Source organism: Pseudonocardia sp. P-1 (assembly GCF_058111925.1).
This window is the reverse complement of sequence record NZ_CM176614.1, coordinates 4,281,164-4,307,980: the sequence shown is the minus strand read 5'-3', so window position 1 is coordinate 4,307,980 and position 26,817 is coordinate 4,281,164. Positions and strand designations below refer to the sequence as shown.

The 26,817-nt window shown below is 72.8% G+C and carries 25 protein-coding genes and 1 pseudogene; 4 read left to right on the top strand and 22 right to left on the bottom strand.

The annotated features are described in order from the left end of the window. Nucleotides 1–3 precede the first annotated feature (3 nt). The gene (locus AC0GKK_RS21145) at nucleotides 4–741 is read left to right on the top strand and encodes an FHA domain-containing protein (protein WP_285898499.1); all 738 of its coding nucleotides are present in this window, start codon (nucleotides 4–6) and stop codon (nucleotides 739–741) included. Further along, the gene (locus AC0GKK_RS21140; RefSeq protein WP_489882359.1) at nucleotides 738–2,645 is read left to right on the top strand and encodes a serine/threonine-protein kinase; all 1,908 of its coding nucleotides are present in this window, start codon (nucleotides 738–740) and stop codon (nucleotides 2,643–2,645) included. The genes AC0GKK_RS21145 and AC0GKK_RS21140 overlap by 4 nt, the downstream gene beginning before the upstream one ends. A gap of 1 nt (nucleotide 2,646) precedes the next feature. On the opposite strand, the gene AC0GKK_RS21135 is transcribed toward AC0GKK_RS21140, so the two are convergent. Then, entirely contained in the window at nucleotides 2,647–4,665 is a 2,019-nt protein-coding gene (locus tag AC0GKK_RS21135; RefSeq protein ID WP_062397343.1) for a protein meaA, read from the bottom strand. Nucleotides 4,666–4,882: 217 nt separating this feature from the next. Here AC0GKK_RS21135 and AC0GKK_RS21130 point away from each other — a divergent pair, with 217 nt between their 5' ends. Beyond that, the gene (locus AC0GKK_RS21130) at nucleotides 4,883–5,215 is read left to right on the top strand and encodes a hypothetical protein (protein WP_062397345.1); all 333 of its coding nucleotides are present in this window, start codon (nucleotides 4,883–4,885) and stop codon (nucleotides 5,213–5,215) included. A 4-nt stretch (nucleotides 5,216–5,219) separates the two neighbouring features. Here AC0GKK_RS21130 and AC0GKK_RS21125 read toward each other — a convergent pair whose 3' ends face one another. Next, nucleotides 5,220–6,071: a DUF1206 domain-containing protein gene (locus tag AC0GKK_RS21125; protein ID WP_346105459.1), complete on the bottom strand. Its 852-nt coding sequence runs from the start codon at nucleotides 6,069–6,071 to the stop codon at nucleotides 5,220–5,222. A gap of 200 nt (nucleotides 6,072–6,271) precedes the next feature. Next, complete coding sequence (gene murA, locus AC0GKK_RS21120) at nucleotides 6,272–7,540, bottom strand: UDP-N-acetylglucosamine 1-carboxyvinyltransferase (RefSeq protein ID WP_062397349.1); 1,269 nt, start codon at nucleotides 7,538–7,540, stop codon at nucleotides 6,272–6,274. Between the two features lie 123 nt (nucleotides 7,541–7,663). Between murA and AC0GKK_RS21115 the strand changes: the two genes are divergently transcribed. Continuing rightward, entirely contained in the window at nucleotides 7,664–8,257 is a 594-nt protein-coding gene (locus AC0GKK_RS21115; RefSeq protein WP_100878593.1) for a cob(I)yrinic acid a,c-diamide adenosyltransferase, read from the top strand. Nucleotides 8,258–8,281: 24 nt separating this feature from the next. On the opposite strand, the gene AC0GKK_RS21110 is transcribed toward AC0GKK_RS21115, so the two are convergent. The 19 genes and pseudogenes from AC0GKK_RS21110 to AC0GKK_RS21020 form a co-directional block, all read right to left on the bottom strand. After that, nucleotides 8,282–9,022, bottom strand: coding sequence for a GIDE domain-containing protein (locus AC0GKK_RS21110; RefSeq protein ID WP_337825587.1), 741 nt, complete (start codon nucleotides 9,020–9,022; stop codon nucleotides 8,282–8,284). Nucleotides 9,023–9,083: 61 nt separating this feature from the next. Next, on the bottom strand, nucleotides 9,084–9,533 hold the full coding sequence (locus tag AC0GKK_RS21105) for a DUF2550 domain-containing protein (RefSeq protein WP_062397354.1): 450 nt from the start codon (nucleotides 9,531–9,533) through the stop codon (nucleotides 9,084–9,086). 19 nt (nucleotides 9,534–9,552) lie between these two features. Beyond that, on the bottom strand, nucleotides 9,553–9,924 hold the full coding sequence (locus AC0GKK_RS21100; RefSeq protein ID WP_100878596.1) for a F0F1 ATP synthase subunit epsilon: 372 nt from the start codon (nucleotides 9,922–9,924) through the stop codon (nucleotides 9,553–9,555). Between the two features lie 18 nt (nucleotides 9,925–9,942). Further along, entirely contained in the window at nucleotides 9,943–11,376 is a 1,434-nt protein-coding gene (gene atpD, locus AC0GKK_RS21095) for a F0F1 ATP synthase subunit beta (RefSeq protein WP_073578511.1), read from the bottom strand. Beyond that, the gene (locus AC0GKK_RS21090) at nucleotides 11,376–12,398 is read right to left on the bottom strand and encodes a F0F1 ATP synthase subunit gamma (RefSeq protein WP_482638230.1); all 1,023 of its coding nucleotides are present in this window, start codon (nucleotides 12,396–12,398) and stop codon (nucleotides 11,376–11,378) included. The genes atpD and AC0GKK_RS21090 overlap by 1 nt, the downstream gene beginning before the upstream one ends. 12 nt (nucleotides 12,399–12,410) lie before the next feature. Then, on the bottom strand, nucleotides 12,411–14,048 hold the full coding sequence (atpA, locus tag AC0GKK_RS21085) for a F0F1 ATP synthase subunit alpha (protein WP_346105449.1): 1,638 nt from the start codon (nucleotides 14,046–14,048) through the stop codon (nucleotides 12,411–12,413). A 75-nt stretch (nucleotides 14,049–14,123) separates the two neighbouring features. After that, on the bottom strand, nucleotides 14,124–14,954 hold the full coding sequence (locus AC0GKK_RS21080; RefSeq protein ID WP_178376185.1) for a F0F1 ATP synthase subunit delta: 831 nt from the start codon (nucleotides 14,952–14,954) through the stop codon (nucleotides 14,124–14,126). Then, nucleotides 14,954–15,502 carry a F0F1 ATP synthase subunit B gene (locus AC0GKK_RS21075; protein ID WP_489882358.1) on the bottom strand — a complete coding sequence of 183 codons (549 nt, stop codon included), beginning with the start codon at nucleotides 15,500–15,502 and terminating at the stop codon, nucleotides 14,954–14,956. Before AC0GKK_RS21075 ends, AC0GKK_RS21080 begins: the two co-directional genes overlap by 1 nt. A 63-nt stretch (nucleotides 15,503–15,565) precedes the next feature. Then, nucleotides 15,566–15,811: an ATP synthase subunit c family protein gene (locus AC0GKK_RS21070; protein ID WP_020621511.1), complete on the bottom strand. Its 246-nt coding sequence runs from the start codon at nucleotides 15,809–15,811 to the stop codon at nucleotides 15,566–15,568. 124 nt (nucleotides 15,812–15,935) lie between these two features. Next, nucleotides 15,936–16,709 carry a F0F1 ATP synthase subunit A gene (gene atpB, locus AC0GKK_RS21065; RefSeq protein ID WP_062397367.1) on the bottom strand — a complete coding sequence of 258 codons (774 nt, stop codon included), beginning with the start codon at nucleotides 16,707–16,709 and terminating at the stop codon, nucleotides 15,936–15,938. A 360-nt stretch (nucleotides 16,710–17,069) separates the two neighbouring features. Continuing rightward, the gene (locus AC0GKK_RS21060; RefSeq protein ID WP_405415367.1) at nucleotides 17,070–17,546 is read right to left on the bottom strand and encodes a Cg1360 family ATP-synthase-associated protein; all 477 of its coding nucleotides are present in this window, start codon (nucleotides 17,544–17,546) and stop codon (nucleotides 17,070–17,072) included. 529 nt (nucleotides 17,547–18,075) lie between these two features. Further along, the gene (locus AC0GKK_RS21055; RefSeq protein ID WP_489882357.1) at nucleotides 18,076–19,680 is read right to left on the bottom strand and encodes a glycosyltransferase family 4 protein; all 1,605 of its coding nucleotides are present in this window, start codon (nucleotides 19,678–19,680) and stop codon (nucleotides 18,076–18,078) included. 38 nt (nucleotides 19,681–19,718) lie between these two features. Beyond that, nucleotides 19,719–21,002, bottom strand: coding sequence for a serine hydroxymethyltransferase (gene glyA / locus AC0GKK_RS21050; protein ID WP_405415363.1), 1,284 nt, complete (start codon nucleotides 21,000–21,002; stop codon nucleotides 19,719–19,721). Nucleotides 21,003–21,077: 75 nt separating this feature from the next. Further along, the gene (locus tag AC0GKK_RS21045) at nucleotides 21,078–21,740 is read right to left on the bottom strand and encodes an L-threonylcarbamoyladenylate synthase (protein ID WP_476652472.1); all 663 of its coding nucleotides are present in this window, start codon (nucleotides 21,738–21,740) and stop codon (nucleotides 21,078–21,080) included. Between the two features lie 104 nt (nucleotides 21,741–21,844). Then, complete coding sequence (gene prmC / locus AC0GKK_RS21040) at nucleotides 21,845–22,747, bottom strand: peptide chain release factor N(5)-glutamine methyltransferase (RefSeq protein WP_062397371.1); 903 nt, start codon at nucleotides 22,745–22,747, stop codon at nucleotides 21,845–21,847. A 68-nt stretch (nucleotides 22,748–22,815) separates the two neighbouring features. Then, complete coding sequence (prfA, locus tag AC0GKK_RS21035) at nucleotides 22,816–23,892, bottom strand: peptide chain release factor 1 (protein WP_251784133.1); 1,077 nt, start codon at nucleotides 23,890–23,892, stop codon at nucleotides 22,816–22,818. A gap of 88 nt (nucleotides 23,893–23,980) precedes the next feature. Further along, entirely contained in the window at nucleotides 23,981–24,202 is a 222-nt protein-coding gene (rpmE, locus tag AC0GKK_RS21030) for a 50S ribosomal protein L31 (RefSeq protein ID WP_062397374.1), read from the bottom strand. A gap of 132 nt (nucleotides 24,203–24,334) precedes the next feature. Continuing rightward, on the bottom strand, nucleotides 24,335–25,498 hold the full coding sequence (gene rho, locus AC0GKK_RS21025) for a transcription termination factor Rho (protein ID WP_489882356.1): 1,164 nt from the start codon (nucleotides 25,496–25,498) through the stop codon (nucleotides 24,335–24,337). 1,115 nt (nucleotides 25,499–26,613) lie between these two features. Then, nucleotides 26,614–26,664 (bottom strand): annotated as a pseudogene (locus AC0GKK_RS21020) (hypothetical protein); the annotation flags it as partial. Between the last annotated feature and the right edge of the window lie 153 nt (nucleotides 26,665–26,817).

Genomic DNA, 26,817 nt, shown 5'->3' with positions numbered 1-26,817 from the left:
GGCGTGGACCGGACCTGCGGCGAGCAGACGTTGTACGCACGGACCCTCGAGAGCAGCGCGACGTTCGGTCCGCGCCAGGGCCGTGAGGTCGTCTTCGGCCGCAACCGGCCGCTGGTGCACCTGGCGCTCGGCGTCGACGACCTGCGGATCAGCCGTGAGCACGGCCTCCTGCGCTTCGACGACGGCCGGTGGTGGGTGCACAACGGCGGCCGGACCGCGATCCGGCTGCCCTCGGGCACGGAGCTGCGCCCGGGCGATCCCCCCGTGCCGCTGGCGGCCGGCTACACGCTGCTGACCGTGCTCGGCTCCCCCGGGCGCGAGCACGCCCTGGAGGTCCGGGTGAGCGGCCCGGAACCGGGTGGCACCGGCGCCCTCCCACCCGACGCGCACACCTACGAGCCCCCGGTCTGGCCGCTGGACCCCGACGAGCGCCGGGTCGTCGTACTGCTGGCCCGGCGCTATCTGCAGGGCGACTCCCGCCCCACGCCCCAGAGCTGGCGGCAGGTCGGGGAGGGCATGCAGGCGCTGGACCCGGAGGCGGGCTGGACCCACCGACGGGCCGAGCACACCGTGCGTGCGGTCCGCGAGCGGCTCTCCGCCGCGGGTGTCGCCGGGCTGCTCGCCGAGGAGGTGGAGCCGCCGGTCGGCAACGCGCTGAACGAGAACCTCGTCGCCGAGCTCGTCCGCAGCCGCTCGATCACCGCGGCCGACCTCGACGCATTGGACCGGGAGACGCCGTGAGCACGGTCCTGGTCCCGGGCGCCGTCGTCGCCGGGCGCTACACCGTCGGCGAGCGGCTCGGCGCCGGCGGGATGGGCGTCGTGCACCGGGCCCGGGACACCGTGCTGCAGCGCGACGTCGCGCTCAAGCAGGTCCTGCTGCCCGACGACGGCGACCCGGGCGGGTCCGACGGGGCCGGTCCGGCGGCGACCCGGCGGCTGCGCCGGGAGGCCGCGGTCGCCGCGCAGCTGCACCACGGCCGGATCGTCACCGTCTTCGACGTCCTGGAGCTCGACGGCGGCCCGCTGCTGGTCATGGAGTACGTGCCCGCGGAGAGCCTCGCGGCGCTGCTCCTCCGATCCGGACCGCTGCCGTCCGGCGTCGCCGCCCGGATTGGGGCGCAGGTGGCCGAGGCACTCGCGGCACTGCACGAGAACGGGATCGTGCACCGCGACGTCAAGCCCGCGAACGTCCTGGTCTCCGCCGACGGCCCGGTGAAGCTCACCGACTTCGGGATCGCGCTGATCCCCACCCGGCACGCGCACACGGTCGGAGCCCTGGGCACCCCCGCGTACTTCGCACCCGAGACCGCCCGCGGCGCGGACCCCGCCCCGCCCGCCGACGTCTACTCCCTCGGGGCCACGCTCCGGGTGCTGACCGAGGGCGAGCCACCCTACGGCTGGGCCGAGGACAGCCCGCTCGCGCTCATCCGGCGGATCGCCGAGGAGCCGGTACCGGCCCCGTCGGGCCGGGGGCCGGTACCGGAGCTGCTGACCACGATGACGGCCACCGACCCCGCGGCCCGGCCGACCGCGGCCGAGGCGGCACGGGCGCTGTGGGCGCTCGCCGACCGGCCCGAGCCGGTACCGGCCGCACCCGCGCCGGGCGACGGGTCCCCGACCCGTCCCGACGACGTCACCGCCGGGCCCGATCACGGCGTCGGGGACCCGCGGCCGCGACGACGCGGGGCCCTGCTGGTCGGCGCGGCCGTGGTGCTCACCGCGGCCGCGGTCGTCGGCACGACCCTGGTGCTCCCCGGCGACCGGCCGGACACCACCGTCGCACCCGGCGGGTTCCCGGAGGCCGTACCGGCCCTGGCCGTCGGCGACCAGCGCACCGCCGATCCCTGCCTGGTGGACCCGGCCGTGCTCGCGCCGTGGGGTGCGCCGCAGACCGTCCCCGACCACGGCGGCTTCGCCTCCTGCGACGTCGACGCCTTCCGCGAGGGCACCGACATCGTGGGGGTGTCGGTCCGCTACCAGCAGCGCACCGACGACCCGCCCGACGGCGCACGGGAACGCCGCGGCGAGCTCACCGTGATCCGGCGCCCCGCCGAGGGCACCGACTGCGAGCGCTACCTGTGGCTGGCCGACGGCACCGTGGTGCAGGTGCAGAGCGGGTTCGCCCCGTCGGCCGCGGCACAGGCGGCCCCGGACCCGTGCGCCCCCGCCGAGGCGGCCGCGGCGTCGGCGGCGGCCACCCTGGCCCGCGGTGTGCCCCGCCGCACCCCGCCCACGTCGAGCGCACTGTGGGCCGCGGACGCGTGCACCCTGCTGCGTCCGGAGGACCTGACCGTGCTGCCCGGGCCGAACCGCTCGGAGTTCTTCCGCGACGTGGCGGGCTGGCGGTGCGACTGGGACGCGGGCGACGCCGTCGACGCCCTGCAGATCACCCTGTCCTTCGACCGCTACGACGACCCGCGGGGCACCGACGCCCGCCGGGGCCCGGGCACCGACACCTGGACACGCGCCGACGGCGACACCGCCTGCAACGCCGAGGTGCCCGTCCGGGACTTCGTCGGCACCAACGGGCGGCCCATGTCGGAGGTGCTGCGGGTCAGGACCGCCGAGGGCGGCCTCGGTACCGGCGAGCTGTGCGACCTGGCCGCCCGCCTCGCCGGTACCGCGCGCACGCGGCTGGGCTGACTCAGTCCAGACCCTGGGACCGCCGGATCAGGGTGACGATCTCGTCCATCATCCCGGTCAGCCGGAAGTTCTTCGGCGTGAAGACCGCCGCGACCCCGCCCTCGCGCAGCCGCTTCTCGTCCTCGGGCGGGATGATCCCGCCGACGACGACCGGCACCTCCCCGGCCCCGGCCTCGCGCAGCCCCCGCACGACCGCGGGCACGACCTCCAGGTGCGACCCGGACAGCACCGACAGCCCGACGGCGTGCACGCCCTCCTGGACCGCCGCCGCCACGATCTGCGACGGCGTCAGCCGGATCCCCTGGTAGACCACCTCGAACCCGACGTCGCGGGCGCGCACGGCGACCTGCTCGGCGCCGTTGGAGTGGCCGTCGAGGCCGGGCTTGCCGACCAGCATCCGCAGCCGCTGCCCCAGCTCGTCGCCGGTGGCGCGGACCCGCTCGCGGACCTCGGAGATCTCGGTGGCGCCCTCGCCGGACATGCTCGCCCCCGCCACTCCGGTCGGGGCCCGGAACTCCCCGAACACCTCGCGCAGCGCACCGGACCACTCGCCGGTGGTGACGCCCGCCTTCGCGCAGTCGATCGAGACCTGCATGAGGTTCTGCTCGGTCTTGGCCGCGTCGCGCAGCGCCCGCAGCGCCTCGTCGACGGCGTCCTGGTCCCGCGCGGCGCGCCACTCGCGGATCGCCTCGACCGCGGACCGCTCGGTCGCCGGGTCGACGGTGAAGATCGCGTCGGCGCCCTCGGCCTGCAGCGGGCTCGGCTCGGTCGTGTCGAACTTGTTGACCCCGACCACGACCTCGTCGCCGGACTCCAGCCGTCGACGGCGGGCGGCGAGGGAGTTGACCAGCTCGCCCTTCATGTAGCCGGACTCGACGGCCGCGACCGCGCCGCCCATCTCCTGCACCCGGTCGATCTCGGCGCGGGCGCCCTCGACGAGCTCGGACACCTTGGCCTCGACGACGCGGGAGCCGTCGAAGATGTCCTCGTACTCCAGCAGGTCGGTCTCGTAGGCCAGCACCTGCTGCATCCGCAGCGCCCACTGCTGGTCCCAGGGCCGCGGCAGGCCGAGCGCCTCGTTCCAGGCGGGCAGCTGGACCGCACGGGCCCGGGCGTCCTTGGACAGGGTGACGGCGAGCATCTCCAGCACGATGCGCTGGACGTTGTTCTCCGGCTGCGCCTCGGTCAGCCCCAGCGAGTTGACCTGCACGCCGTAGCGCAGGCGTCGCTGCTTGGGGTTCTGCACGCCGTAGCGCTCGAGGGTGATCTCGTCCCAGAGCCGGCCCAGCGCCCGGAGCTTGCACATCTCCTCGACGAACCGGATGCCGGCGTTGACGAAGAACGAGATGCGCCCGACGACGTCGCCGAACTTCTCCGGCGGCACCTGCCCGGAGTCGCGCACCGAGTCGAGGACGGCGATCGCCGTGGACAGCGCGTAGGCCAGCTCCTGCGTCGGCGTGGCCCCGGCCTCCTGCAGGTGGTAGCTGCAGATGTTGATCGGGTTCCACTTGGGGATCTCGCCGACCGACCAGGCGACCATGTCGGTGATCAGCCGCAGGCTGGGCCCGGGCGGGAACACGTAGGTGCCCCGCGACAGGTACTCCTTGACTATGTCGTTCTGGGTCGTCCCGGCCAGCTTCGCGCGGACCTCGGCGTAGTCCAGACCGGACTGCTCCGCCTGCTCCTCGGCGACGGCCACGTACAGCGCGAGCAGCCACATCGCCGGGGCGTTGATCGTCATCGAGGTGTTGGCCTCGGCGACCGGGATCCCCTCGAAGAGCGTGCGCATGTCACCGATGTGGCTGACCGGCACGCCGACCTTGCCGACCTCGCCCTTGGCGAGCTCGTCGTCCGGGTCGTAGCCGGTCTGGGTGGGGAGGTCGAAGGCCACGGACAGACCCGTCTGGCCCTTGGCCAGGTTGCGGCGGTAGAGCTCGTTGGTCTTCTCCGCCGAGGAGTGACCGGCGTAGGTGCGGATCACCCACGGACGGTCGCGCTCACGATCGGTGGGGTACGGCACCGGAACCTCCGTGTCGTCGCGGGAGCACAGTCGGCACTGCCTGTGATGCGGACAGAGACTACTCGTCAGTAGCCGGCGACGGGCACGGAGTCGTCCCTCGTCACAGTCCTGCGTTCGGCAAAGTACGCGACGCGCGCGGGAAACCGAGCGCTGGATCGGTTCACCACCCGACCCCTCGGACAGGGCGCGTCGCCCGTCCGGGTGCGACCATCGGCGGATGGAGCTCGACCTGGTCCCGCGGCTCGGCGCCGTCATCGGCCTGGCGGTGGTGCTGCTGGTGCTCGGGCTGCTGCTGCGCTGGACCTACGGCCACCAGAAGCACCACGCGCTGCCCACCGACGACCCGGACGACCCGGTGGCCACCGGGCTGCTCACCGAGGTCTCCCGGGTACCGGGCCAGGAGGCCGCCCGCGTGCTGCGCGACCGGCTCCGCTCCGAGGGCATCCGCGCGACGACCTCGCGCGCCGACGGCGGCGGCTGGGCGCTGCTCGTCTTCCCCCGCGACGTGAAGGACGCCCGCGTGGTGCTGAGCCGCCGCTCCCTGGACTGAGCGCTCAGTCCACCCGGTGGTAGCGGGCGTCGAGGAAGCAGAACACCCCGTAACAGGCGATCCCGACGCCCACCGCGACCAGCAGGAACACCCCGTAGGGCTGTTCGCGCAGCGTCTTGAGCGCCGAGTCCAGCCCGTTCGCGCGCTGCGGGTCGAAGGTCAGCGCGGCGACGCCCAGCAGGATGCCCAGCACACCGATCGCGATCCCCTTGGCGATGTACCCGGCCTGCCCGGTACGGGCGTTGATCCGCCGCAGCCGGGTGTCGGCGCCGCCGAGGTCCTGGTCCTCGGTGAACTTCTTCCGGTAGCCGTTCCAGGCCAGCACGCCGCCGCCGACCAGCACACCCAGCCCGATCAGCGCGGTGAGGATCTGGCCGCCCGGCAGGCCGAGCAGTCCGGCGGTCGCCCGCCCGCCGCCGCCGCTCGAGGCGCGCCCGCTGACCGCGGTGGTCGCCGCGGTGACGGCCAGCACGGCGTAGACGACCGCCTGTCCACCGGCGACGACCCGCTTCGCCGTCCGCTTCGTGCTGTCGCCGACGTAGTGGAAGCCCCACACCGCCGAGACCGTCCGCCACAGGACGACCGCGGCGAACCCGACCACCAGCACCCACAGCAACACCCGGCCGGCCGGCTCGGCGGCGATCGCCCCGAGGGCGCCGTTCTGGTCGGCCTGCCCGCCCGAGCCGAGCGCGATCTGGACGGCGAGCCACCCGATCAGCAGGTGCAGCACCCCGTTCGCGGCGATGCCGACCCGGGCGGCGACGCGCACCGGTGTCGAGTGCGCGGCGTCCCGCGCCCCGCGGCCCGCCTTGCGGCCGGCCTGCGAGACGTCCGCGGCGTCGGGGGTGCTCACCATGACGGGCCTCCTCGTCGAGTCGACGCGAAGGGTGGCACGGCGCGGACCGGTCCGCCGGGCTGATGGGCCGCTCGGAGCAACGGCGAGGCGGCCCCCGGGCCGTGTCGCGCCGAGGGGTGTCGCCCACCCCGGCCGGATCGCCGCCGGGTACCGGCGCCGCCACGGCGAGCCGCCGTCGGCGCCCCTGCGGGGCCGAGCGCCTACCGCTCCGGCTCGCCCGCGACCCGCCGGATGTCGGCGCCGAGCGCGGACAGGTTCTCCACGAACCGCGGGTAGCCGCGGTCGATGTGCGCGACGTCCCAGACCTCGGTCGTGCCCCGTGCGCACAGCCCGGCCAGTACCAGCCCGGCGCCGGCCCGGATGTCGCTGGCCCACACCGGCGCGCTGGACAGCTCCGGCCGCCCCCGTACGACGGCGTGGTGCCCGTCGGTGCGGGCGTCCGCACCCAGGCGCACCATCTCGTCGACGAAGCGGAAGCGCGCCTCGAACACGTTCTCGGTGATCATCGACGTGCCCTCGGCGACGGCGGACAGCGCGATCGCCATCGGCTGCAGGTCCGTCGCGAAGCCCGGGTAGGGCAGCGTCACGAAGTCGACCGCCTCCGGGCGGCCGGGCATCGCGACCGAGAACTCCTGCTCGGCGGTGGTGATCTCGGCGCCCGCGCTGCGGAGCTTGTCGAGAACCAGGTCGATGTGGTGCGGGTCGACGCCGCGCACGGTGACCTCGCCCCGGGTCATGGCGGCCGCGAACGCCCAGGTCGCACCGACGATCCGATCCCCGATGACGCGGTGCGTGGTCGGCTGCAGCCCCGCGACGCCGTGCACGGTCAGCGTGGAGCTCCCGACGCCCTCGAGCTTCGCGCCCATCTGCTGCAGCATCACGCAGAGGTCGACGATCTCCGGCTCGCGGGCCGCGTTGTCGATCACCGTCGTGCCCTCGGCGAGCACCGCGGCCATCAGGATGTTCTCGGTCGCGCCGACGCTCGGGAAGTCCAGCCAGATCTGCGCGCCGTGCAGGTCGCCCGCCGTCGCGGTGACGCTGCCGTGCACGATGTCGGTGGTCGCGCCGAGCTTGCGCAGCCCGTTCTGGTGCATGTCCAGCGGCCGCGAACCGATCGCGTCGCCCCCGGGGAGCGGGACGACCGCCCGCCGGCAGCGCGCGACCAGCGGCCCGAGCACGCACACCGACGCGCGCAGCTTGGAGACCGAACGGTAGTCGGCCTCAGCCCCGGGGTCGGCGGGCACGTCGATGTGCACGGTCGACCCCTCGATCGCGACCGTGCAGCCCAGGCTTCGCAGGACGTCGGCCATCAGCGGCACGTCCAGGATCTCCGGGCAGTTCTCGAGCGTCGTCCGTCCCTCGGCCAGCAGCGCCGCCGCCATGAGCTTGAGCACGCTGTTCTTCGCCCCGACGACGTCGACGGACCCGCTCAGCCGGGCCCCGCCGTTGACCGCGAAATGCTCCACCACGACCGGAACGGTAACGGGACCGTCACCACGCCGGATGCCCGCCCCGGACGGCCTGAGCCTTCGGACCGTCCGGCGCACCCCCGCATCTGGTCGCCGAGGCACCGGCGCACCTAGCCTGTCGGGGTGGCGGTGCATCTCACGCGGATCTACACGAAGACCGGCGACGACGGTACGACGGCCCTGGGCGACTTCAGCCGGGTCCGGAAGACCGATGCCCGGCTGGCGGCCTACGCCGACACCGACGAGGCGAACGCCGCGATCGGGGTCGCCGTGACCGTCGGGGGACTCCCGGAACGGGTCGTCGACCCGCTGCGACAGATCCAGAACGACCTGTTCGACGTCGGTGCCGACCTGTGCACCCCGATCGTCGAGAACCCCGAGTACCCGCCGCTGCGGGTCACCGAGGGCTATGTGACCCGGCTCGAGGGCTGGTGCGACGAGTTCAACCCCGAGCTGCCCAAGCTCAACTCCTTCATCCTCCCCGGCGGCACCCCGGGCGCGGCGTACCTGCACGTCGCCCGGACCGTCACCCGGCGTGCCGAGCGGTCGGTGTGGGGCCTGCTGGAGGTCGACCGGGAGCACACCAACCCGCTGACCGCGCAGTACCTCAACCGGCTCTCGGACCTGCTGTTCATCCTCGGCCGGGTCGCGAACCCCGACGGCGACGTCCTGTGGCAGCCGGGCGGCCCGCACGGAGCACCGACCACGGACACCTGACCGGACCCGCTCCGGACGGCCCGCTCAGGTCAGCACCGCCACCAGCAGCGCGACGACGGCGCCGCAGCCGAACACCACGGCACGCCGCATCGCGGTGCCGCTGCGCCTCCGGCTGCGCTCCAGGTGGTCGCCGCGCTCGGCGACGGTGAGCGTGAGCGGGTGGCCGGCCGCGGCGGACAGCCGTACCCGGTCCCCGGACAGCCGGGCCTCCCCCACCACGGTGAGCCGGGAGCCCGGCTCGATCCGCCACTCGGTGCGCTCTCGGGCCACCGTCGGGTCGACGAGGCGGAACAGGCCGAACTCGCGGCCCCCGCCGTCGTCGGTGACCCGGCGGCGCTCGGCGACCGGGATCTCGGTGCGCGCGTCACGGGGGTCGACCACGACCTCCGCGCCACCGTCGGTCAGCCGGAACGGCCGCTCCCGCCGCTGCTCGGCGACGACCTGCCGTTCCTCCCGGTCGTCCCGGCCGCGGGAGAGCGCCTCCTCGACGAACCGGAACCAGACCGAGTCGACCCCGGTCAGCGGGGCCGGGCGGGCCTCGTCGTCGAGCGGCTCGACGGTGCCGGACAGCGACACCACCTGGCGGAACGCCGGGGCGTCGAGCTCGTCGCGGACGGACCCGGCCATGGCGACGAGCTCCGCGACCGTCACCGGAGTCGCGGCCAGGCCGCGCGTCCAGCGGGCATGCCCGTCGCGGGCCTCGCGGAACGACGTCCACGCCAGCCGGCCGAGAATGCCCGCGAACGCCAGGAGGACCAGATCCACGGCGGCAGCATAGAACGGACAGAACGGACGACAGGTCCGTAGAGCTACCGATCCGGCGAGGTCAGGACGCCTCGCGGTAGCCGTGCCCCTGCCCCGGCGGGGTGGACTCCAGCCAGGCCATGAAGCCGGTGCGGACGCCCGCCGACATCGCCAGCTCGACGTCGATGCCCCGGCCCGCGGCGTCGCGGCCGCGGCAGCGCAGCACCTCGACCGCCATCGGGATCGCGAACTCCTCCGACCGGTGCGGCGGCCGCCGGTCCACGATCTCCAGGTCGGCCCGGTCCATCACGACGGTCGCACCGATCCGGAAGCTGGTCAGGCGGTACCAGGCGAACCGCTCGCCCTCGTAGCGCCCGACGCCGAAGTGCCAGTCCGTGACAGCGAAACGGCGGCGCAGACACAGGTCCACACCGCCGTTGCGCATGAGTCGTACCCGCCGTACGGCGAGCCAGACCAAGGGGACGACCAGGCACAGCAGCAGAACTCCGACGAACGCCGCGATGAGCTCCACTGCCTGCCCGGTCCCCGTGCTAGTTCGCCTCGGCCGCCCGAAGGCGGGCCTCGGCCCGGGCGATCGCCGATCTGCCCTCGTCGGTGGACGAGTCGGCGCCGTCGCGCGCCCGCCGGGCCCGCTCGACATCGATCTCGTCCGCCTGCTCGGCGAACTCGGCCAGGATGGACACCCGCTCCGCCGACACCGACAGGAACCCGCCGTGCACCGCGATGGTGCGCTTCGAGCCGTCGGTGGAGTCGATGCGGACGACCCCGGCCTCTTCCATCTGGGCCAGCATCGGCTGGTGGCCGGGCAGGATGCCGACCTCGCCGACCGTGGTCCGGGCGAGCACGAAGCGTGCGTCGCCCGACCACAGCCGGCGCTCCACGGAGACCAGCTCCACGGTCATCTCAGCAGGCATCGGTGATCAGCCCTCGAGCTTCTTGCGGTTCTTCTCCAGGTCGTCGAGACCGCCGCAGAGGAAGAACGCCTGCTCGGGGACGTCGTCGAACTCGCCCTTGGCGATCTTGTCGAACGCCTCGATGGTCTCCTTGAGCGGGACCGTCGACCCCTTCTGCTGGGTGAACTGCTCGGCCACCAGCAGGTTCTGGGACAGGAAGCGCTCGATCCGCCGTGCGCGGCCGACCAGCTGCTTGTCCTCCTCGGACAGCTCGTCGATACCGAGGATGGCGATGATGTCCTGCAGGTCGTTGTACTTCTGCAGGATCCGCTTGACCTCGTTGGCGACGCGGAAGTGCTCGTCACCGACGTACTGCGGGTCCAGGATCCGCGAGGTCGAGGTCAGCGGGTCCACCGCCGGGTAGATCCCCTTCTGGGAGATCGGCCGGGAGAGCTCGGTGGTGGCGTCGAGGTGCGCGAACGTCGTCGCCGGAGCCGGGTCGGTGTAGTCGTCCGCGGGGACGTAGATCGCCTGCATCGAGGTGATCGAACGACCGCGGGTCGAGGTGATCCGCTCCTGCAGCTCACCCATCTCGTCGGCCAGGGTGGGCTGGTAGCCCACCGCGGACGGCATGCGGCCGAGGAGGGTCGACACCTCCTGGCCGGCCTGGGTGAACCGGAAGATGTTGTCGATGAACAGCAGGACGTCCTGCTCCTGCACGTCGCGGAAGTACTCCGCCATGGTCAGCGCGGAGAGCGCGACGCGCATACGGGTGCCCGGCGGCTCGTCCATCTGACCGAACACCAGGGCGGTGTTCTTCATGACGCCCGACTCGGTCATCTCCGTGATGAGGTCGTTGCCCTCACGGGTGCGCTCACCGACGCCGGCGAACACCGAGGTGCCACCGAAGTTCAGCGCGACACGCTGGATCATCTCCTGGATCAGCACGGTCTTGCCGACGCCGGCACCACCGAACAGACCGATCTTGCCGCCGACGACGTAGGGCGTCATCAGGTCCAGGACCTTGATGCCGGTCTCCAGCATCTCCGTCTTGCCCTCGAGCTCGTCGAAGCGCGGGGCCTTCTGGTGGATCGACCGGAGGTCACCGGTGAACTGGATGGACGGGTCGTCCAGGCAGTCGCCGAGGGCGTTGAACACGTGGCCCTTGACCTGGTCGCCCACCGGCACGGAGATCGGGCGGCCGAGGTCGGTGACCTCCTGGCCGCGCACGACGCCGTCGGTCGGCTGCATGGAGATGGCCCGGACCAGGTTGTCACCCAGGTGCGTGGCGATCTCCAGCGTCAGCTTGCGCTTGTCGCCGGAGAGATCCACCTCCAGCGTGAGGGCGTTGAGCAGGTTCGGGACCTGGTCACGCGGGAACTCGACGTCGACGACCGGGCCGGTCACCTGGACGACGCGCCCGGTGATCGGGCCGGCCGAAGTTTCGGCGGTCGTGGTCATCAGCTCTCACTTCCTGCGCTGGCGAGAGCGTCGACCCCACCGACGATCTCGCTGATCTCCTGGGTGATCTGTGCCTGGCGAGCCTGGTTGGCCTCCAGGGTCAGGCTACGGATCAGTTCGTTGGCGTTGTCCGTCGCGGCCTTCATGGCCCGCTGCCGGTTCGCCGACTCCGACGCCGCCGACTCCAGCAGGGCCGCGTAGAGGCGGGCCCCGATGTACTTCGGCAGCAGCGCGTCGAAGAGCGTGTCCGGGTCCGGCTCGAACTCGTAGAGCGGCTGGAGCCCCTTGCTCTCCGGGTGGTCCCGCTGGCTCTCGGCCGTGTCGGCGTCGGCGTCGCGGGCGACCGAGGGCAGCTCCGACCCGGCACCGACCGGCCTCGAGGAGGCGCTGTCGGCCGCGTACTCGACCTCGAGCGGAGCCATCCGCCGGGCCTGCGGCACCTGGGTGATCATGTTCTTGAAGCTGGTGTAGACGAGGTGCAGCTCGTCCACGCCGGTCACACCGTCGGTGTTGCCGTCGTGGTCGTCCTCACCGGCCATGAACGCGTCGACCAGGGCTTTCGCCGCCTCGGCCGCGTGCTCGTAGCCCGGCTGCTCGGAGAAGCCGGTCCACGACTGCTCGATCTCCCGGTTGCGGAACCGGTAGTACGAGACGCCCTTGCGGCCGATCACGTAGAGGACCGGCTCCTTGCCCTGCTCGCGGAGCAGGGCCTGGAGCTGCTCGGCCTCCTTGAGGACGTTGGCGTTGTAGCCGCCGCACTGACCGCGGTCACTGGTGACGACCAGGACCGCGGCCCGCTTCGGCTGCTCCCGCTCGACGAGCAGCGGGTGGTCCAGCGCCGAGTTCGACGCGAGCTCCGACAGGGTGCTCGTCATCAGCTCGGCGTACGGACGTGCCTCGTCCACCCGCGCCCGGGCCTTCGCGATCCGTGAGGTCGCGATCAGCTCCTGGGAACGGGTGATCTTCTTGATGGACTGCGTCGACCGGATACGCCGGCGCAGCACCCGGATCTGTGCCGCCATCGGGTATCAGCCTCAGTTCTTCTTGACCGTGACGGTCTCCTGCTCGACATCGTCCTCGTCGAGGGCCTTCTCGGCCTTCTCCTTGGGGACGACCGAGGAACCGTCGGACGCGGTGAACTCGTTGCGCTTGAACTCGTCGACCGCCTTGGTCAGCGTCTCGACGGCGTCGTCGGAGAGCTTCCCGGTGTCGGTGATCTCGTTCAGGGCGCCGGAGGCGTGGCGACGCGAGTACTCGCGGAACTCCGACTCGAAGCGCTGCACGTCGGCGACGGGCACCGAGTCGAGCTTGCCGGAGGTGCCCAGCCAGATCGAGACGACCTGGTCCTGCACCGAGACCGGCGCGTACTGCGCCTGCTTCAGCAGCTCGACCAGTCGCTCGCCACGGCCCAGGGCGGCGGCCGAGGCGGCGTCGAGGTCGGAACCGAAGGCGGCGAACGCCTCCAGCTCGCGGTACTGCGACAGGTCCAGACGCAGCGAGCCCGAGACCGTCTTCATGGCCTTGATCTGCGCCGAGCCACCGACCCGGGAGACCGAGATACCGACGTTGATCGCCGGCCGGACACCCTGGTTGAACAGGTCGGACTCGAGGAAGACCTGGCCGTCGGTGATCGAGATGACGTTGGTCGGGATGTAGGCCGACACGTCGTTCGCCTTGGTCTCGATGATCGGCAGACCGGTCATCGACCCCGCGCCGAGCTCATCGGAGAGCTTCGCGCAGCGCTCCAGCAGACGCGAGTGCAGGTAGAAGACGTCGCCCGGGTAGGCCTCACGGCCCGGCGGGCGGCGCAGCAGCAGCGAGATCGCGCGGTAGGCCTCGGCCTGCTTCGACAGGTCGTCGAACACGATGAGGACGTGCTTGCCCTGGTACATCCAGTGCTGGCCGATGGCCGAGCCGGTGTAGGGCGCGAGCCACTTGAAGCCGGCCGGGTCGGACGCGGGGGCCGCGACGATCGTCGTGTACTCCAGCGCACCGGCGTCCTCGAGGGACTGCCGGACACCGGCGATCGTGGAGCCCTTCTGGCCGATGGCGACGTAGATGCAGCGGACCTGCTTCGACGGGTCGCCCGACTCCCAGTTCTCCTTCTGGTTGATGATCGTGTCGACGCAGACCGCGGTCTTGCCGGTCTTGCGGTCGCCGATCACCAGCTGGCGCTGGCCGCGCCCGATCGGGGTCATGGCGTCGATGGCCTTGATCCCGGTCTGCAGCGGCTCGCCGACGGACTGGCGGTCCATCACGCCGGCCGCCTGGAGCTCGAGCACGCGGCGGGCGTCGCTCTCGACGTCGCCGAGGCCGTCGATCGGGTTGCCCAGCGGGTCGACGACCCGGCCCAGGTAGCCCTCGCCGACCGGCACGGACAGGACCTCGCCGGTACGGGTGACCTGCTGGCCCTCCTCGAGGCCGGTGTAGTCGCCCAGGACGACCGCACCGATCTCGTTCTGCTCGAGGTTCAGCGCGACGCCGCGGACGCCGCCCTCGAACTCGAGCAGCTCGTTGGTCATGGCCGAGGGCAGACCCTCGACGTGGGCGATGCCGTCACCGGTGTCGGCGACGATCCCGACCTCACGGCGGGACGTGCCGCTCTCCAGCGACGAGACGTAGCTGGAGATCGCACTCCGGATCTCCTCGGAGGAGATCGTCAGCTCTGTCATGGCTGCGTCGTTCCTTCTCTCGAACGGGGTCTTCGGGTCGTTCCGCCGGGGTCCGGCGATCGCGTCCGAAGCAGGTCAGCTGGGCAGGGATCGGCGAGCTGCGGCGAGTCGACCCGCCACGCTGCCGTCGATGACCTCGCCGCCGACCTGCACGACCAGGCCTCCGAGGAGGCTCCGGTCGAGCTCGACCTGCAGGGAGATCGTGCGGCCGTACATACGGCCCAGGGTCTCGGCGAGCTTGGTCTCCTGCTCGGAGGAGAGCTCGACGGGTGTGCGCACCTTGGCGACCGAGCGGTCCCGGCGGGCCGCCGCGAGCTCGGCGAGCTCCTCGGCGACGACGTCGAGGTGCCGGCTGCGGGGCAGCCGGACCGCTTCGCGGAGCAGCGTCGCCGTCACCGGGTAGACCTTCTCGCCGAGCACCGAGTCCAGGAGCTGGACGCGACCCTCGACGGGCCGGGCGGCGTCGCCGAGCAGGCTCGCCAGCTGCGGCTCGCGGGCCACGATCCGGCCGAACCGGAACAGCTGGTCCTCGACCTCGTCGAGGGAGCCGTTGCGGTCCGCGATCGCGATGGCCGTGCGGCGGGCCAGGCCCTCCGCACCGGTGACGATGTCGCGGGCGGTGGACCAGCGCTTGCGCGCCAGCTCGGAGACGAGGTCCACGGTCGGCTGCGAGAGCTGGGACCCGAACAACCGGCGGACCAGGTCCGCGCGGGCGTCCTCGGGGGAGGACGCGTCGGCCAGCAGGCGCCGGACGGAGCGCTCGGAGTCCAGGAACCGGGCCACCGCGAACAGCTCGTCCGCGGTCGTGGTCAGGTCCCGGGCCGACGCGGAGTCGGTCCAGGAGTCCAGCCGCTCGGTCAGCGCCGCGAGGGACTCACGGCTGGCGGGCTGCAGGACAGCCGCCATCAGTTCGCCCCGCTCCGCTGGGCCACGCCCTGCTGGTCGAGCTCACCGAGGAACGAGTCGATCGTCGCGGAGCGACGCGAGTCGTCGGCCAGCTGCTCGCGCAGCAGGCGCTCGGCCAGCTGGACCGACAGGCCCCCGACCTCGTTGCGCAGAGCACGCTGGGCGGCGTCGCGCGACGCGGCCACCTGCTCCTCGCCACGGGCCTTGATGCGCGCGGCCTCGGCCTCGGCCTCCTCGCGGAGCTCGGCCTTGATCTGCTGGCCCTCGGCCCGGGCGTCGTCGCGGATGCGCGCCGCCTCGGCCCGCAGGCCGGCGAGCTGCTCCTCGTACTCCTTCTTCAGCCGGTCCGCCTGCTCCTGGGTCTCCTGAGCACGCTTGAGGCCGCCCTCGATCGCGTCGGTCCGCTCCTCGTAGAGCGTCTCGAAGCGCGGGACCGCGAACTTCCAGAGCAGGAACAGCAGGATCGCGAACGCGACCACACCGAGCACGAGCTCATCGAGTTGCGGGAGAATCGGAAGCGGCTGTTCGGCGGCGAGAATCAGTTCCACCGTGTGTCCTTCCCTGACATGGCCGCCGGTACCGGGACCGGCATGAGAGTGATCTGCCGGCTCTTACTGCGCGATGAAGAAGAGCACCAGGCCGATCAGCATGACCAGCTCGGCGAGGACGAAGGTGGTCCAGCCGATACCCATCAGCTGGCCGCGGGCCTCCGGCTGGCGGGCGGTGCCGCTGATGACGGCCGACCAGATCAGGCCGACGCCGATACCGGCGCCGATGGCCGAGGCGCCGAACCCGATGGCCGCGAGGCCCGGGTTGATGTTGGCGGCTTCCTGGGCCAGAACCTGGGTGACGTTCACTTCGGGTTTCCTTCCGTCGGGTCCGCGGGATGCGGGTCGTTCGGTGTATCGGCCCGGACGGGCCGGCGGATGAAGCAGGTGGTGCGAGCGCGGTGCCGGCGGCACCGGGGTCTCGGTGGTGCTGTCAGTGGTCCTCGGAGATCGCCGCGCCGATGAACACGGCGGCCAGCAGGGCGAAGACGTAGGCCTGGATGACCTGGACCAGCGCCTCCAGGAACGTGAACGCGATCCCGGCGGCGAACACCACCGGGGACGCGATGACGAGCGCGGAGCCCGCCGACACCAGGAACGCCGCACCCACGGCGGTCAGGGCGAGGATGAGGTGGCCTGCGAACATCGCGGCGAACACACGCAGTGCCAGCGAGAGCGGCTGCACCAGGAACTTCTGCAGCAGCTCGATCACGATGATCAGCGGCGCGATGAAGACCGGGACGCCCGGCGGCAGCGCGGCGTGCTTGATGTAGCCGAAGAACCCGTGCTTCTTGAACCCGGCGTAGTGGTAGAAGACGTAGACGAACAACGCCAGCGCGATGGGGAACCCGATCCGCGACAGCGTCGGGAACTGGATCACCGGGATGATCGCGAAGATGTTGTTGACCAGGATGAAGCTGAACAGGCCGAGGATCAGCGGGATGTACCGCTTGAAGTCCTCGGAGCCGATCTGGTCACGCGCCATCGTGTTGCGCGGGATGTTGTAGAAGGACTCCAGTCCGAACTGGAATCGGCTCGGCACTATGGACAGCTTGCGCGTGCCCAGCGTGAAGACGGCCGCGACGATGATCAGCGACAGGACCGCCAGCACCATCGGCTTGGTGACGGCGCCGAAGATCGGCGGGTACTCGAACAGACCTGCGCCGGGCGGAGTGAACTCCTCGGCCGCCAGTACCAACGTGCCCAATGGGGGTCCTTCCGGTGCTCCCGTTCCGCATCCACGCGGAACGGGGGATCGCCTGCAAGGTGCCTCGTGGCGCGATGTGTTTCCGGGCGGCCGGGTCGAAACACCGGAAGTCACCCACATCGCCTACGTGGCGGATGCTATCAGCCGTACTTCTACACGATGTCGGGGGCTCGTACGCACCTCACCTGCGCGTTCGTCCGACGAAACGATCTTGATCGGGTCCGGTGGGTCGCGTCGGGTGATTCACCGTTAACTCCCCCGGCGGTCGCCGCCCGGCCATCCGCCCGACGCCCTCGACAGCCCCCGCGGACGCCCGCGAGGGCGCCGCAGGAACGGACGAAACGGTCGTCGAACCCCAGGTCAGGCATTCGTGGACCCCGGATCGGTGCCGATCAGGATCTGGAGCTTCTGCCCTGCCCAGGCCTCCGCCGCCGTCGTCGTGATGAAGACGACGAGCATGGTGACGGCCAGTGACATGCGGTGCAGACCCGGCGCATCCCCGAGGGTGAACAGGGCGAGCAGGAGGATGATGGCCTTCATCGCGAGGCCGCCGAATGCGGCCAGCATCACAGCGCCCGGCTCGAGATGGGTCGTACGCAGCATCAGCACCGGCGTGAGCAGGGCCGAGCCTGTGGCCAGCAGGCCACCGAGGGCCGCGGCGGACAGGCCCGGGACCCCGGCCGCGACGACCCCGCCGACGGCGCAGACCACCGTGGTGGCCGCGCCGACCAGGGCGGCGCCGCGGGCCATCGACCCCGACAGCCGCCGCACGACCTGCGCCTGGCCGAGCGCGGGACCGTCGTACTCCACGGTCCCCCAGCGGTCCCATCGCCACACGGTGCGTCCGCCTCCCGGCTCACCGGCCGCCCCACCAGCGGGTACGGCTCCGCGCACACGGTAACCGGCGGGTCCGGCGCCCCGACCGGCGCCGTCCCCCGCGGTGTCCCGTGCCGCCCGGCCCGCGTCGAGAAGCTCCTGAGCGTCGTCGAACCGCCGTCGGGCGGCACCCAGGTGCTTCTCGACGCGCTCGACGGCCCCGGGACCGGGCGGCGTACGGGGCCGGGCGGGCCTGATCCGTGAGCGCGGACACCTCTCCCCAGGGCCAGGACCGGCGCCGGTCAGGCGTCGCGGTCCCGGGCGGGGTGGTGCGCGGGGGTGGGGACGGTCGGCTGGTCCGGCCCCGGTGTCGCGGCGGGGTGGGCGCGGTGGCCGGTGCCGCGCGGGTGCTGCGGGCGGGGTGGGACCGGCCCGGGGTCGGTCGGGGCCGGCGTCGGCGGTCCGGCGGCCGTGCCGCGTGGCATCCGCGGACGGGCGGCGACGGGCCGGGACGGGGTCGGTGGTGTGGGCGGCCCGGCATCGGCGGACGTCATCGGGCCGACGTGTTCCGGCCCCCCGGTCGGGGTGCCCGCGAGCCGGGCGGGTCCGGGTCCGGCGGGCGCAGGTCCCGCAGTACCGGCGACCAGCGGTCCCCCGGTGCCGGCGGGCGCGCGTCGCGTCCCGGTCCGCGACGGGCCACGCCCGCCGCTCGGCCGGTGCGCGCCCCGCGTCCACGGCGCAGGCCCCCGGGTGCGTCCCGACCCGATGTGTCCCGCCGTGACGGGTCCCGACCGGACGGGTCCCCGCCCGGCACGACCCGGCCCGGCGTCGGTGCCGCCGCGGCGTGGCCCGGCGGTCCGGGGCCGTCGACGGCCGGACCGCCGGCGGACGGCCGGGCGGAGGGCGCCGCGCGCCCGGGCCCGGGCCCGGCGTCCGGGAGGTCGTCGGTCGAGGCGATCGCCGTCTCCCCCGCGGCGGCCGGTGCCGCGGAGGCGGCGGTGCGCATCCGCGACCGGTGCGGCACGGCCGAGGCCACGAACGCCACGACCAGTGCGATCCCGGTCGCGGCGAGCACCAGCCCGGTGCGCGGGACCAGGGCGAGCGCGACCGCGCCGAAGGCGATCACCGCGACCCACAGGTAGACCAGCAGCACCGCGCGCCGGTGGCTGTGCCCGACCTGGAGCAGGCGGTGGTGCAGGTGCATCTTGTCCGGGCTGAACGGGCTGGTCCCGGCGCGGGTCCGGCGCACGACCGCCATGAGCAGGTCCAGCGACGGGATGAAGACGATCCCGACCAGCACGATGACCGGGGAGACCAGGGCCAGGATGTTCCCGGCCGCCGTGTCGTCGGGCGGGATCCGGCCCGAGGCGGTCGTGATCGCCGCGGAGAGCATGACCCCGACCATCATCGAGCCGGTGTCGCCCATGAAGATCCGGGCCGGGTGGAAGTTGTGCGGCAGGAACCCCAGGCAGGACCCGGCGAGCACCACCGCGATCAGCGAGGGCACGAACGCGGCCGGGTCGTTGCCGTTCTTGCTGATGAGGCCGATGCAGAAGACCGCGGTCGCCAGCGTGGTGATCAGCCCGATGCCGGCGGCGAGCCCGTCGAGGCCGTCGACGAAGTTCATCGCGTTTACCAGCACCACGGTGACCAGCACCGTCATGAGCACCGATTGCCCCTGCCCCAACAACAACAGCGAGCCGCTGAGGAACGACTCCCCTCCGATGGGGATCCATACCGTCACCCACTGCACGCCGTAGAGCACCAGCAGCCCGGCCGCGGTGACCTGCGCGGCGAACTTGGTGAGGGCGTCGAGGTCGTAGCGGTCGTCGAGCATCCCGACGCCGACCAGCAGCCCGGTCGCGACGACGACCCCGACGACCTCGGTGCTCTGCTCGAAGTAGGCCAGCCGCAGGGCCGGGAGCTGCAGCGACAGCAGCAGCCCGGCCAGCACCCCGCCGAACATCGCGAGGCCGCCCCACCGCGGGGTCGGGGTGACGTGCACGTCCCGTCCCCGCGGCCAGGCGACCGCGCCGACCTTCAGCGCCAGCATCCGGACCGGCCCGGTCAGCAGCAGCGTGACGACGGCGGCGACCAGCCCGACGAGCAGGAGCTCCCGGATGGGGAGTCCGTACGTGAACTGGTCAGTGGGCACGTCGCGAGCGCCTCTCCGCCTCCGCCGTGGGTCTCAGGTCACCCCCGAGGGTAGGCCGGTGCCTTCGAGACGAGCGCGGTGACCGCCTTCGCGACGTCGGCGAGCTCGGCGTCGCCGGCCGTGGTGTCGTGCTCGGCCTTGACCGCGCGGGCCAGCAGCGCGCCGACCTCGGCCATGTCGGCCTCGGTCATCCCCTGCGTGGTGACGCTGGGCGAGCCGACCCGGATGCCGGACGGCTTCATCGGCGGCGCCGGGTCGTAGGGGATGGCGTTCTTGTTCAGCGTGATGCCGGCGCGGTCGCAGCGGGTCTCCGCCTCCGACCCGGTGACGCCGATCGGACGCAGGTCCAGCAGCGCGAGGTGGTTGTCGGTGCCGCCGGAGACGGCGCGCATGCCCTCGGACTCCAGGCTCGTCGTCAGCGCCTGGGCGTTCGCGATGACCTGGCGGGCGTAGGCCTGGTACTCCGGCTGCGCCGCCTCCTTCATCGCGACGGCCTTCGCGGCGACCGCGTGCATCAGCGGGCCGCCCTGGGAGAACGGGAAGACCGCCTTGTCGATGGCCTTGGCGTGCTCCTCGCGGCACAGCACCATGCCGCCGCGCGGGCCGCGCAGGACCTTGTGCGTGGTGGCGGTGACGACGTCGGCGTAGGGCACCGGCGACGGGATCGCCTTGCCGGCGACCAGGCCGATGAAGTGCGCGGCGTCGACCATGAGCTTGGCGCCGACCTCGTCGGCGATCTCGCGGAACACCGCGAAGTCGATCAGGCGCGGATACGCGGTCGCACCGGCGATGATGATCTTCGGCTGGTGCTGCTTGGCCAGGTCCCGGACCTGGTCGTAGTCGATGACCTCGGTGTCCTCGCGGACCGTGTAGGACACCGCGTTGAACCACAGGCCGGAGAAGTTGACCTTGCTGCCGTGCGTGAGGTGGCCGCCCTGCTTGAGGTCCATGGCCAGCACGGTGTCGCCGGGCTTGGCGAACGCGGCGTAGGCGGCGAGGTTCGCGCTCGCGCCGGAGTGCGGCTGGAGGTTGGCGTGCTCGGCGCCGAAGAGCTCCTTCGTGCGCGCGTTGCCGATGTTCTCCGCGACGTCGACGACGCCGCAGCCCCCGTAGTAGCGGCGGCCGGGGTAGCCCTCGGCGTACTTGTTCGACAGCGTCGACCCGAGCGCCGCCAGCACCGCGGGGCTGGTCAGGTTCTCGCTCGCGATGAGCTGCAGTCCGCCGCGCAGGCGCTCGAGCTCGTCCAGCACGACGCCCGCGATCTCGGGGTCCTGCTGCTGCAGTGCGTGGAAGTCCGGTCCCCAGAAGGTCTGCTCGCTCACGCCGGGACACGCTACCCGCTGCCATCCCCGCAGGCCGCGGCCGTGCAGGCGTGATCACACCCGCGGGTGGCCCCCTCAGACCCGGTCGACCTCCTGGCCGACGACCTCCTCGACCTGTTCGGCGGTCACCCCGCCCTCGCGCAGCATGCGCGGCCGGGCGCCGGTGAGGTCGACGATCGTGGAGGCGACCGGGTCACCGGACGGGCCGCCGTCGAGGTAGACCTGCGCGCTCGAGGCCAGCTGGGTGATCGCCTCGGTCACGTTCGACGCCGGCGGGTTGCCCGAGGTGTTCGCGCTCGACACCGCCATCGGCCCGACCTCGCGCAGCAGCTCCAGCGCGACCGGGTGCAGCGGCATGCGCAGCATCACCGTCCCGCGGGTGCTGCCCAGGTCCCAGGCCAGCGACGGCGCGTGCTCCAGCACCAGCGACACCTCGCCCGGCCAGAACGCCTCGATCAGCGCCCGGGCGGACTGCGGTACTCCTGAGACGAGGCCGTCGATGGTGGTCCAGGAACCGACGAGCACGCCGACCGGCATGTCCGGGCCGCGCCGCTTGGCGGCGAGCAGCGCGCGCACGGCGGTGCCGTTGAACGCGTCGCAGCCGATGCCGTAGACGGTGTCGGTGGGCAGGACGACCAGCTCACCCGCCCGGACGGCGCGCGCGGCGGCGGTCAGACCGCGTGCGCGCTCGGCGGGGACGCTGCAGTCGAACAGCGGCTGGGTCTGCGGTGCACTCACGATCCGCGAGGATACGACCGTGCCGCGCGGGGGTGCGGGGCGGCTCACATCCGCGGCGCCGGCGGGACGTCCGGACGACCGCTCCCCGCTGGGTGGGACGGGCGTCAGGGGCAGGGGACGCGGCGGGCGGTGACGAAGCGCGGGCGGCCGGTGAGGTCGTCGTGCTCGGTGACCTCACCCAGCGTGCGCCGGCGACGCAGCAGTGCCGGGACCGTCTCGCCGTGGGTGTCGTCGTGCTCGATCGCGAGGTGCCCGCCGTGCCGCAGCCATCCGCTGGCCCCGCGTACGACGGCCTGGATGATCTGGGTGCCGTCGGGCCCGCCGAACACGGCGCCGGGCGGGTCCCACCGCTCCACCTCGGGCGGCACCGGCGTCCCGTCCGGGACGTAGGGCGGGTTGCAGACGACCAGGTCGACCGCACCCTCCAGCTCGATGAGCAGGTCGGTCCACCGGACGTCGGCGACGTGCAGGGTCACCGGGCGCCCGCCCGCGGCGACGTGCGCGTCGAGGTTGCGCCGGGTCCAGGACAGTGCCGACGGGTCGGCCTCGAGAGCGTGCACCTCGGCGTCGGGCCGGGACACCGCGAAGGCCAGCGCGAGCGCGCCGGAGCCGGTGCAGAGGTCGAGCACCCGGGGGCGGCTCACGTCGCGGATCGCGGCGAGGCCCCACTCCAGCAGCAGCTCGGTCTCCGGGCGCGGGGTGAACACCCCTGGTCCGACGGCGACCTCGACCGGGCCGAGTACCGCGGTGCCGAGGATGTGCTGCAAGGGTTCGCGGGTGGCGCGGCGGGCCACGAGGGTCTGCAGCCGTTCGACGACCGGCGGGTCCACCAGCGGGGTCATCAGCAGCGTGGACCGCGACGAGCCGAGCACGTGCGCGGCGAGCAGCTCGGCGTCGACGCGCGGCGACGCGACACCGGCGGCGGCCAGGGTGCGCTCGGCCTCCGCGATCGCCACCCGGAGCGGCAGCCGGCTGCCGGTCGTGGGGCTCGCCGTCGTCTCGGTCACGGCTCCAGTGTCCCGGCTGCGGGGCGCGGGGACACCGCAGGTGACCGGAGCATCACCTGAGCGGGGGATCATTCCTGTCCCTGCTCCCCCGCCATGGCCTCGGCGCGCTCGGCCGCGGTCAGAGCGGCGAGGACGTCGACGAGGTGGCCGTCGAGCACCGCGGACAGGTTGTAGGCCTTGAACCCGACGCGGTGGTCGGAGATCCGGTTCTCCGGGTAGTTGTAGGTGCGGATCCGCTCCGAGCGGTCCACCGTGCGGACCTGCGAGCGACGCTGTTCCGACGCCGCCTCGGCCGCCTCGGCCTCGGCCTTCGCCTGCAGCCGGACCCGCAGCACGTCCATCGCGCGGGCCTTGTTCTGCAGCTGGGAGCGCTCGTTCTGGCAGGTCACGACGATGCCGGTCGGCAGGTGCGTGATCCGCACGGCGGAGTCGGTGGTGTTGACACTCTGCCCGCCGTGCCCCGAGGCCCGGTAGACGTCGACCCGGATGTCGGCGTCGTGGATCTCGACGTCCCCGGCGTCGTCGGTGTCGGGGAAGACCATCACGCCGGCCGCGGAGGTGTGGATGCGGCCCTGCGACTCGGTGACCGGGACGCGCTGGACGCGGTGCACGCCGCCCTCGAACTTCAAGGCGGCCCACACCCCGTCGACCGGGTCCTTGCTGCGCAGGGACAGCGTGATGTCCTTGTACCCGCCCAGATCGGACGGGGTCGCGCCGAGGACCTCGACCTTCCAGCCGCGGCTCTCGGCGTAGCGGCTGTACATGCGCACGAGGTCGCCGGCGAACAGCGCGGACTCCTCGCCGCCCTCGCCGGACTTGACCTCCATCAGGACGTCGTCGCCGTCGTGCGGGTCACGCGGGCGCAGCAGCTCGGTCAGCTCGGTCTCGAGCTCGACGATGCGGGTGTCCAGGGCGTCGGCCTCGGCGGCGAAGGCGCGGTCCTCGGCGGCGAGCTCACGGGCGGCGTCGCGGTCCTCGCGGACCTGGGCGAGCTCGCGGGCGCAGCGCACGACCGGGCCGAGCTCGGCGTAGCGACGGCCCAGCTTGCGGGCCTGCGCCTGGTCGGAGAGGACGTCGGGGTCGGCGAGGCGCTGCTCCAGCTCGGCGTGCTCGTCGAGCAGGGCGTCGACCGACTGCGTGCTCATCGGGGATTCCTTCGAGGCGCTGGGGCGGGAACGCGAAACGGCGCCCGCCTCCTCGCGTGCGGCGAGGCGACGGGCGCCGTGTCGGGAGCTACTTGGCGGCGCGCTCGCGCTTCCCGTAGCGGGCCTCGAAGCGGGCCACGCGGCCACCGGAGTCCAGGATCTTCTGCTTGCCGGTGTAGAACGGGTGGCAGGCGGAGCAGACCTCGACGCTGATGGCGCCGCTGTTCTTGGTGCTGCGGGTGGTGAACTGGTTGCCGCAACCGCAGGTGACCTGGGTGTCGACGTACTGAGGGTGGATTCCCTCGCGCATGGCTCTCTCCTCATCGTTGGCCGCCGGGTCCCTGGTACGACCAGGGTGAACCGGTGCCGGGAAGCTGACGGTCCATTCAACCATCCGGGCCCCGGCGGAATTCCCACCGGGGCCCGGACGGCACGGCTCGGACTAGTCCTCGTCCTTGCCGGGGGTGTTCTTGGCGACCTGCATCAGGAACTCGATGTTGGTCTTGGTCTTCTTGAGGCGGCTGAGCACCAGGTCGAGCGCCTGCTGGTCGTCGAGCGCGGCGAGGACGCGGCGGAGCTTCACCATCACCGCGTGCTCGTCGGGCGACATCAGGAGCTCCTCCTTGCGGGTGCTCGAGTCGCCGACGTCGATGGCCGGGAAGATCCGCTTGTCGGCGATCTTCCGGTCCAGCTTGAGCTCGGCGTTGCCGGTGCCCTTGAACTCCTCGAAGATCACCGTGTCCATCGTGGACCCGGTCTCGACCAGCGCGGTCGCGAAGATGGTGAGCGAGCCACCGTCCTCGATGTTGCGCGCGGCGCCGAGGAAGCGCTTCGGCGGGTACAGCGCCGTGGAGTCGACACCACCGGACAGGATCCGGCCCGACGCGGGCGCGGCCAGGTTGTAGGCGCGCCCGAGGCGGGTGATGTTGTCCAGCAGGACGACGACGTCGTGCCCCATCTCGACCAGGCGCTTGGCCCGCTCGATGGACAGCTCGGCGACGGCGGTGTGGTCTGCAGGCGGGCGGTCGAAGGTCGAGGCGATGACCTCGCCCTTCACCGACCGCTGCATGTCGGTGACCTCCTCGGGCCGCTCGTCGACGAGGACGACCATGAGGTGGCACTCGGGGTTGTTCGTGGTGATCGCGTTCGCGATGTTCTGCATGATCGTCGTCTTGCCCGCCTTGGGCGGGGAGACGATCAGCGCACGCTGCCCCTTGCCGACCGGCATGATCAGGTCGATCACGCGGGTGGTCAGCTGCGACGGGTCGGTCTCCAGGCGGAGCCGCTCGTTGGGGTAGAGCGGGGTCAGCTTGGTGAACTCGGGCCGGTTGCGCGCGGCCTCCGGGTCCCGCCCGTTGATCGAGTCGACGCGCACCAGCGGGTTGAACTTCTGCCGCTGCTGCTCGCCCTCGCGGGGCTGACGGACGGCGCCGGTGATGGCGTCACCACGCCGCAGTCCGTTCTTGCGGACCATCGACATCGACACGTAGACGTCGGTCGGGCCGGACAGGTAGCCGGTGGTCCGGACGAACGCGTAGTTGTCGAGGATGTCCACGATGCCGGCGACCGGCAGCAGGACGTCGTCGTCGCGGATCTCGGTGTCCACGCCACCGCCGGTGGCGCCGCCACCGGTGCGCTCGCGGTCCCGGCCGCGACGGCGGTCGCGGAAGCGGCGGCCGCGGCGGCCGCGGCCGTCACCGTCGTCGCCGTCGTCGTCGCGGAAGTCGTTCCGGTCGGCACCGCGGTCGTTGTTCCGGTCGTTGTTCCGGTCACCGTTGCGGTCGTTGTTCCGGTCACCGTTCCGCTCGCCGCGGTTGTCGCCGCGGTCGCCGGTCCGGTCGTTGTTGCGGTTCCCGCGGTTGCCGCGGCCGGAGTCGTCGCCGTCGCGGTTGCGCCCGCCACGGCCGTTGTCGCCGTTGCCGCGGCCGTTGTCGTCGCGGCCCTCACCGGTGCGGTCGCCACCGTTGCGGTCGGCACCGTTGCGGTCGGCACCGTTGCGGTCGGCACCGTTGCGGTCGGCACCGCGCTCGGCCCCACGGCCGCGACGGCGGTCGCCGTCGGTGCCGGGGTCGTCACCGTCGGCGTCGCGCCGGGCGTCCTTCTGGCCCGCGTCCCGCTGGCCCGCGTCCGTGGCGGTGTCCTTCGGGGCGCCCTGGGGGCGGTGTCCTTCTGGCCGTTGTCGTCGCCCTGCCCGCGGCGGCGGGTCCGGCCACGACGACCGGCACCGTCGGCGTCCTCACGACGCTCCTCGGCCGGGGCCGGGGTGCTGTCGGCCTGCTCCGGCGCGCTCGCGGCGGGGGCGGCCTGCTCGGGCGCGGCGGCCGGGGCGCTCTCGGCGGCGGCCGGGGCCGCACCGTTGCCGGCGGAGGTACCGGGGTCGTCGGCGGCGGCGTCGGTCGCGATGGCGTCGGGAGCGCCGGCCGGACGGGTCGCAGCACGGCGACGACGGGTGCGCGGCGCGGGGGCCTCGACCTGCCCGGCCTGTCCGCCCTGGTCACCGGCCTGCTCGGCGGGTGCCTGAGGGGCGGCCGTCGCGGCGGAGCCGTTGCCGGCGGGGGCCGCGGCGGTGTCGCCGAGGGCGAGCTGCGGCGCGTCCGCACCGTCGGAGCCGGTGGTGGCGGGGTCCGCCTTCGCCTTCGGCTTCTTCGCGGGGGCCGCCGCCGCTCCGCCCTGACGCTCCTTGATGGCCGCGATCAGGTCGCCCTTCCGCATGCCGGAGATGTCCGGGACGTTCAGCTCGGTGGCCAGCTGGCGCAGCTCGGCCAGCACCATGCCGGACAGGCCGCCGCGTCGGCGGGGCGCCGCCTCGGCCGACGCGGTCCCGGTACCGGCGAGATCGGTCTCGCTCACAGAGTTCCTTCCTGACCGACCCGGTTACCTGTCCAGGTCAGGGGATGTCACACGCTCGGCCGATACGGAGACCCC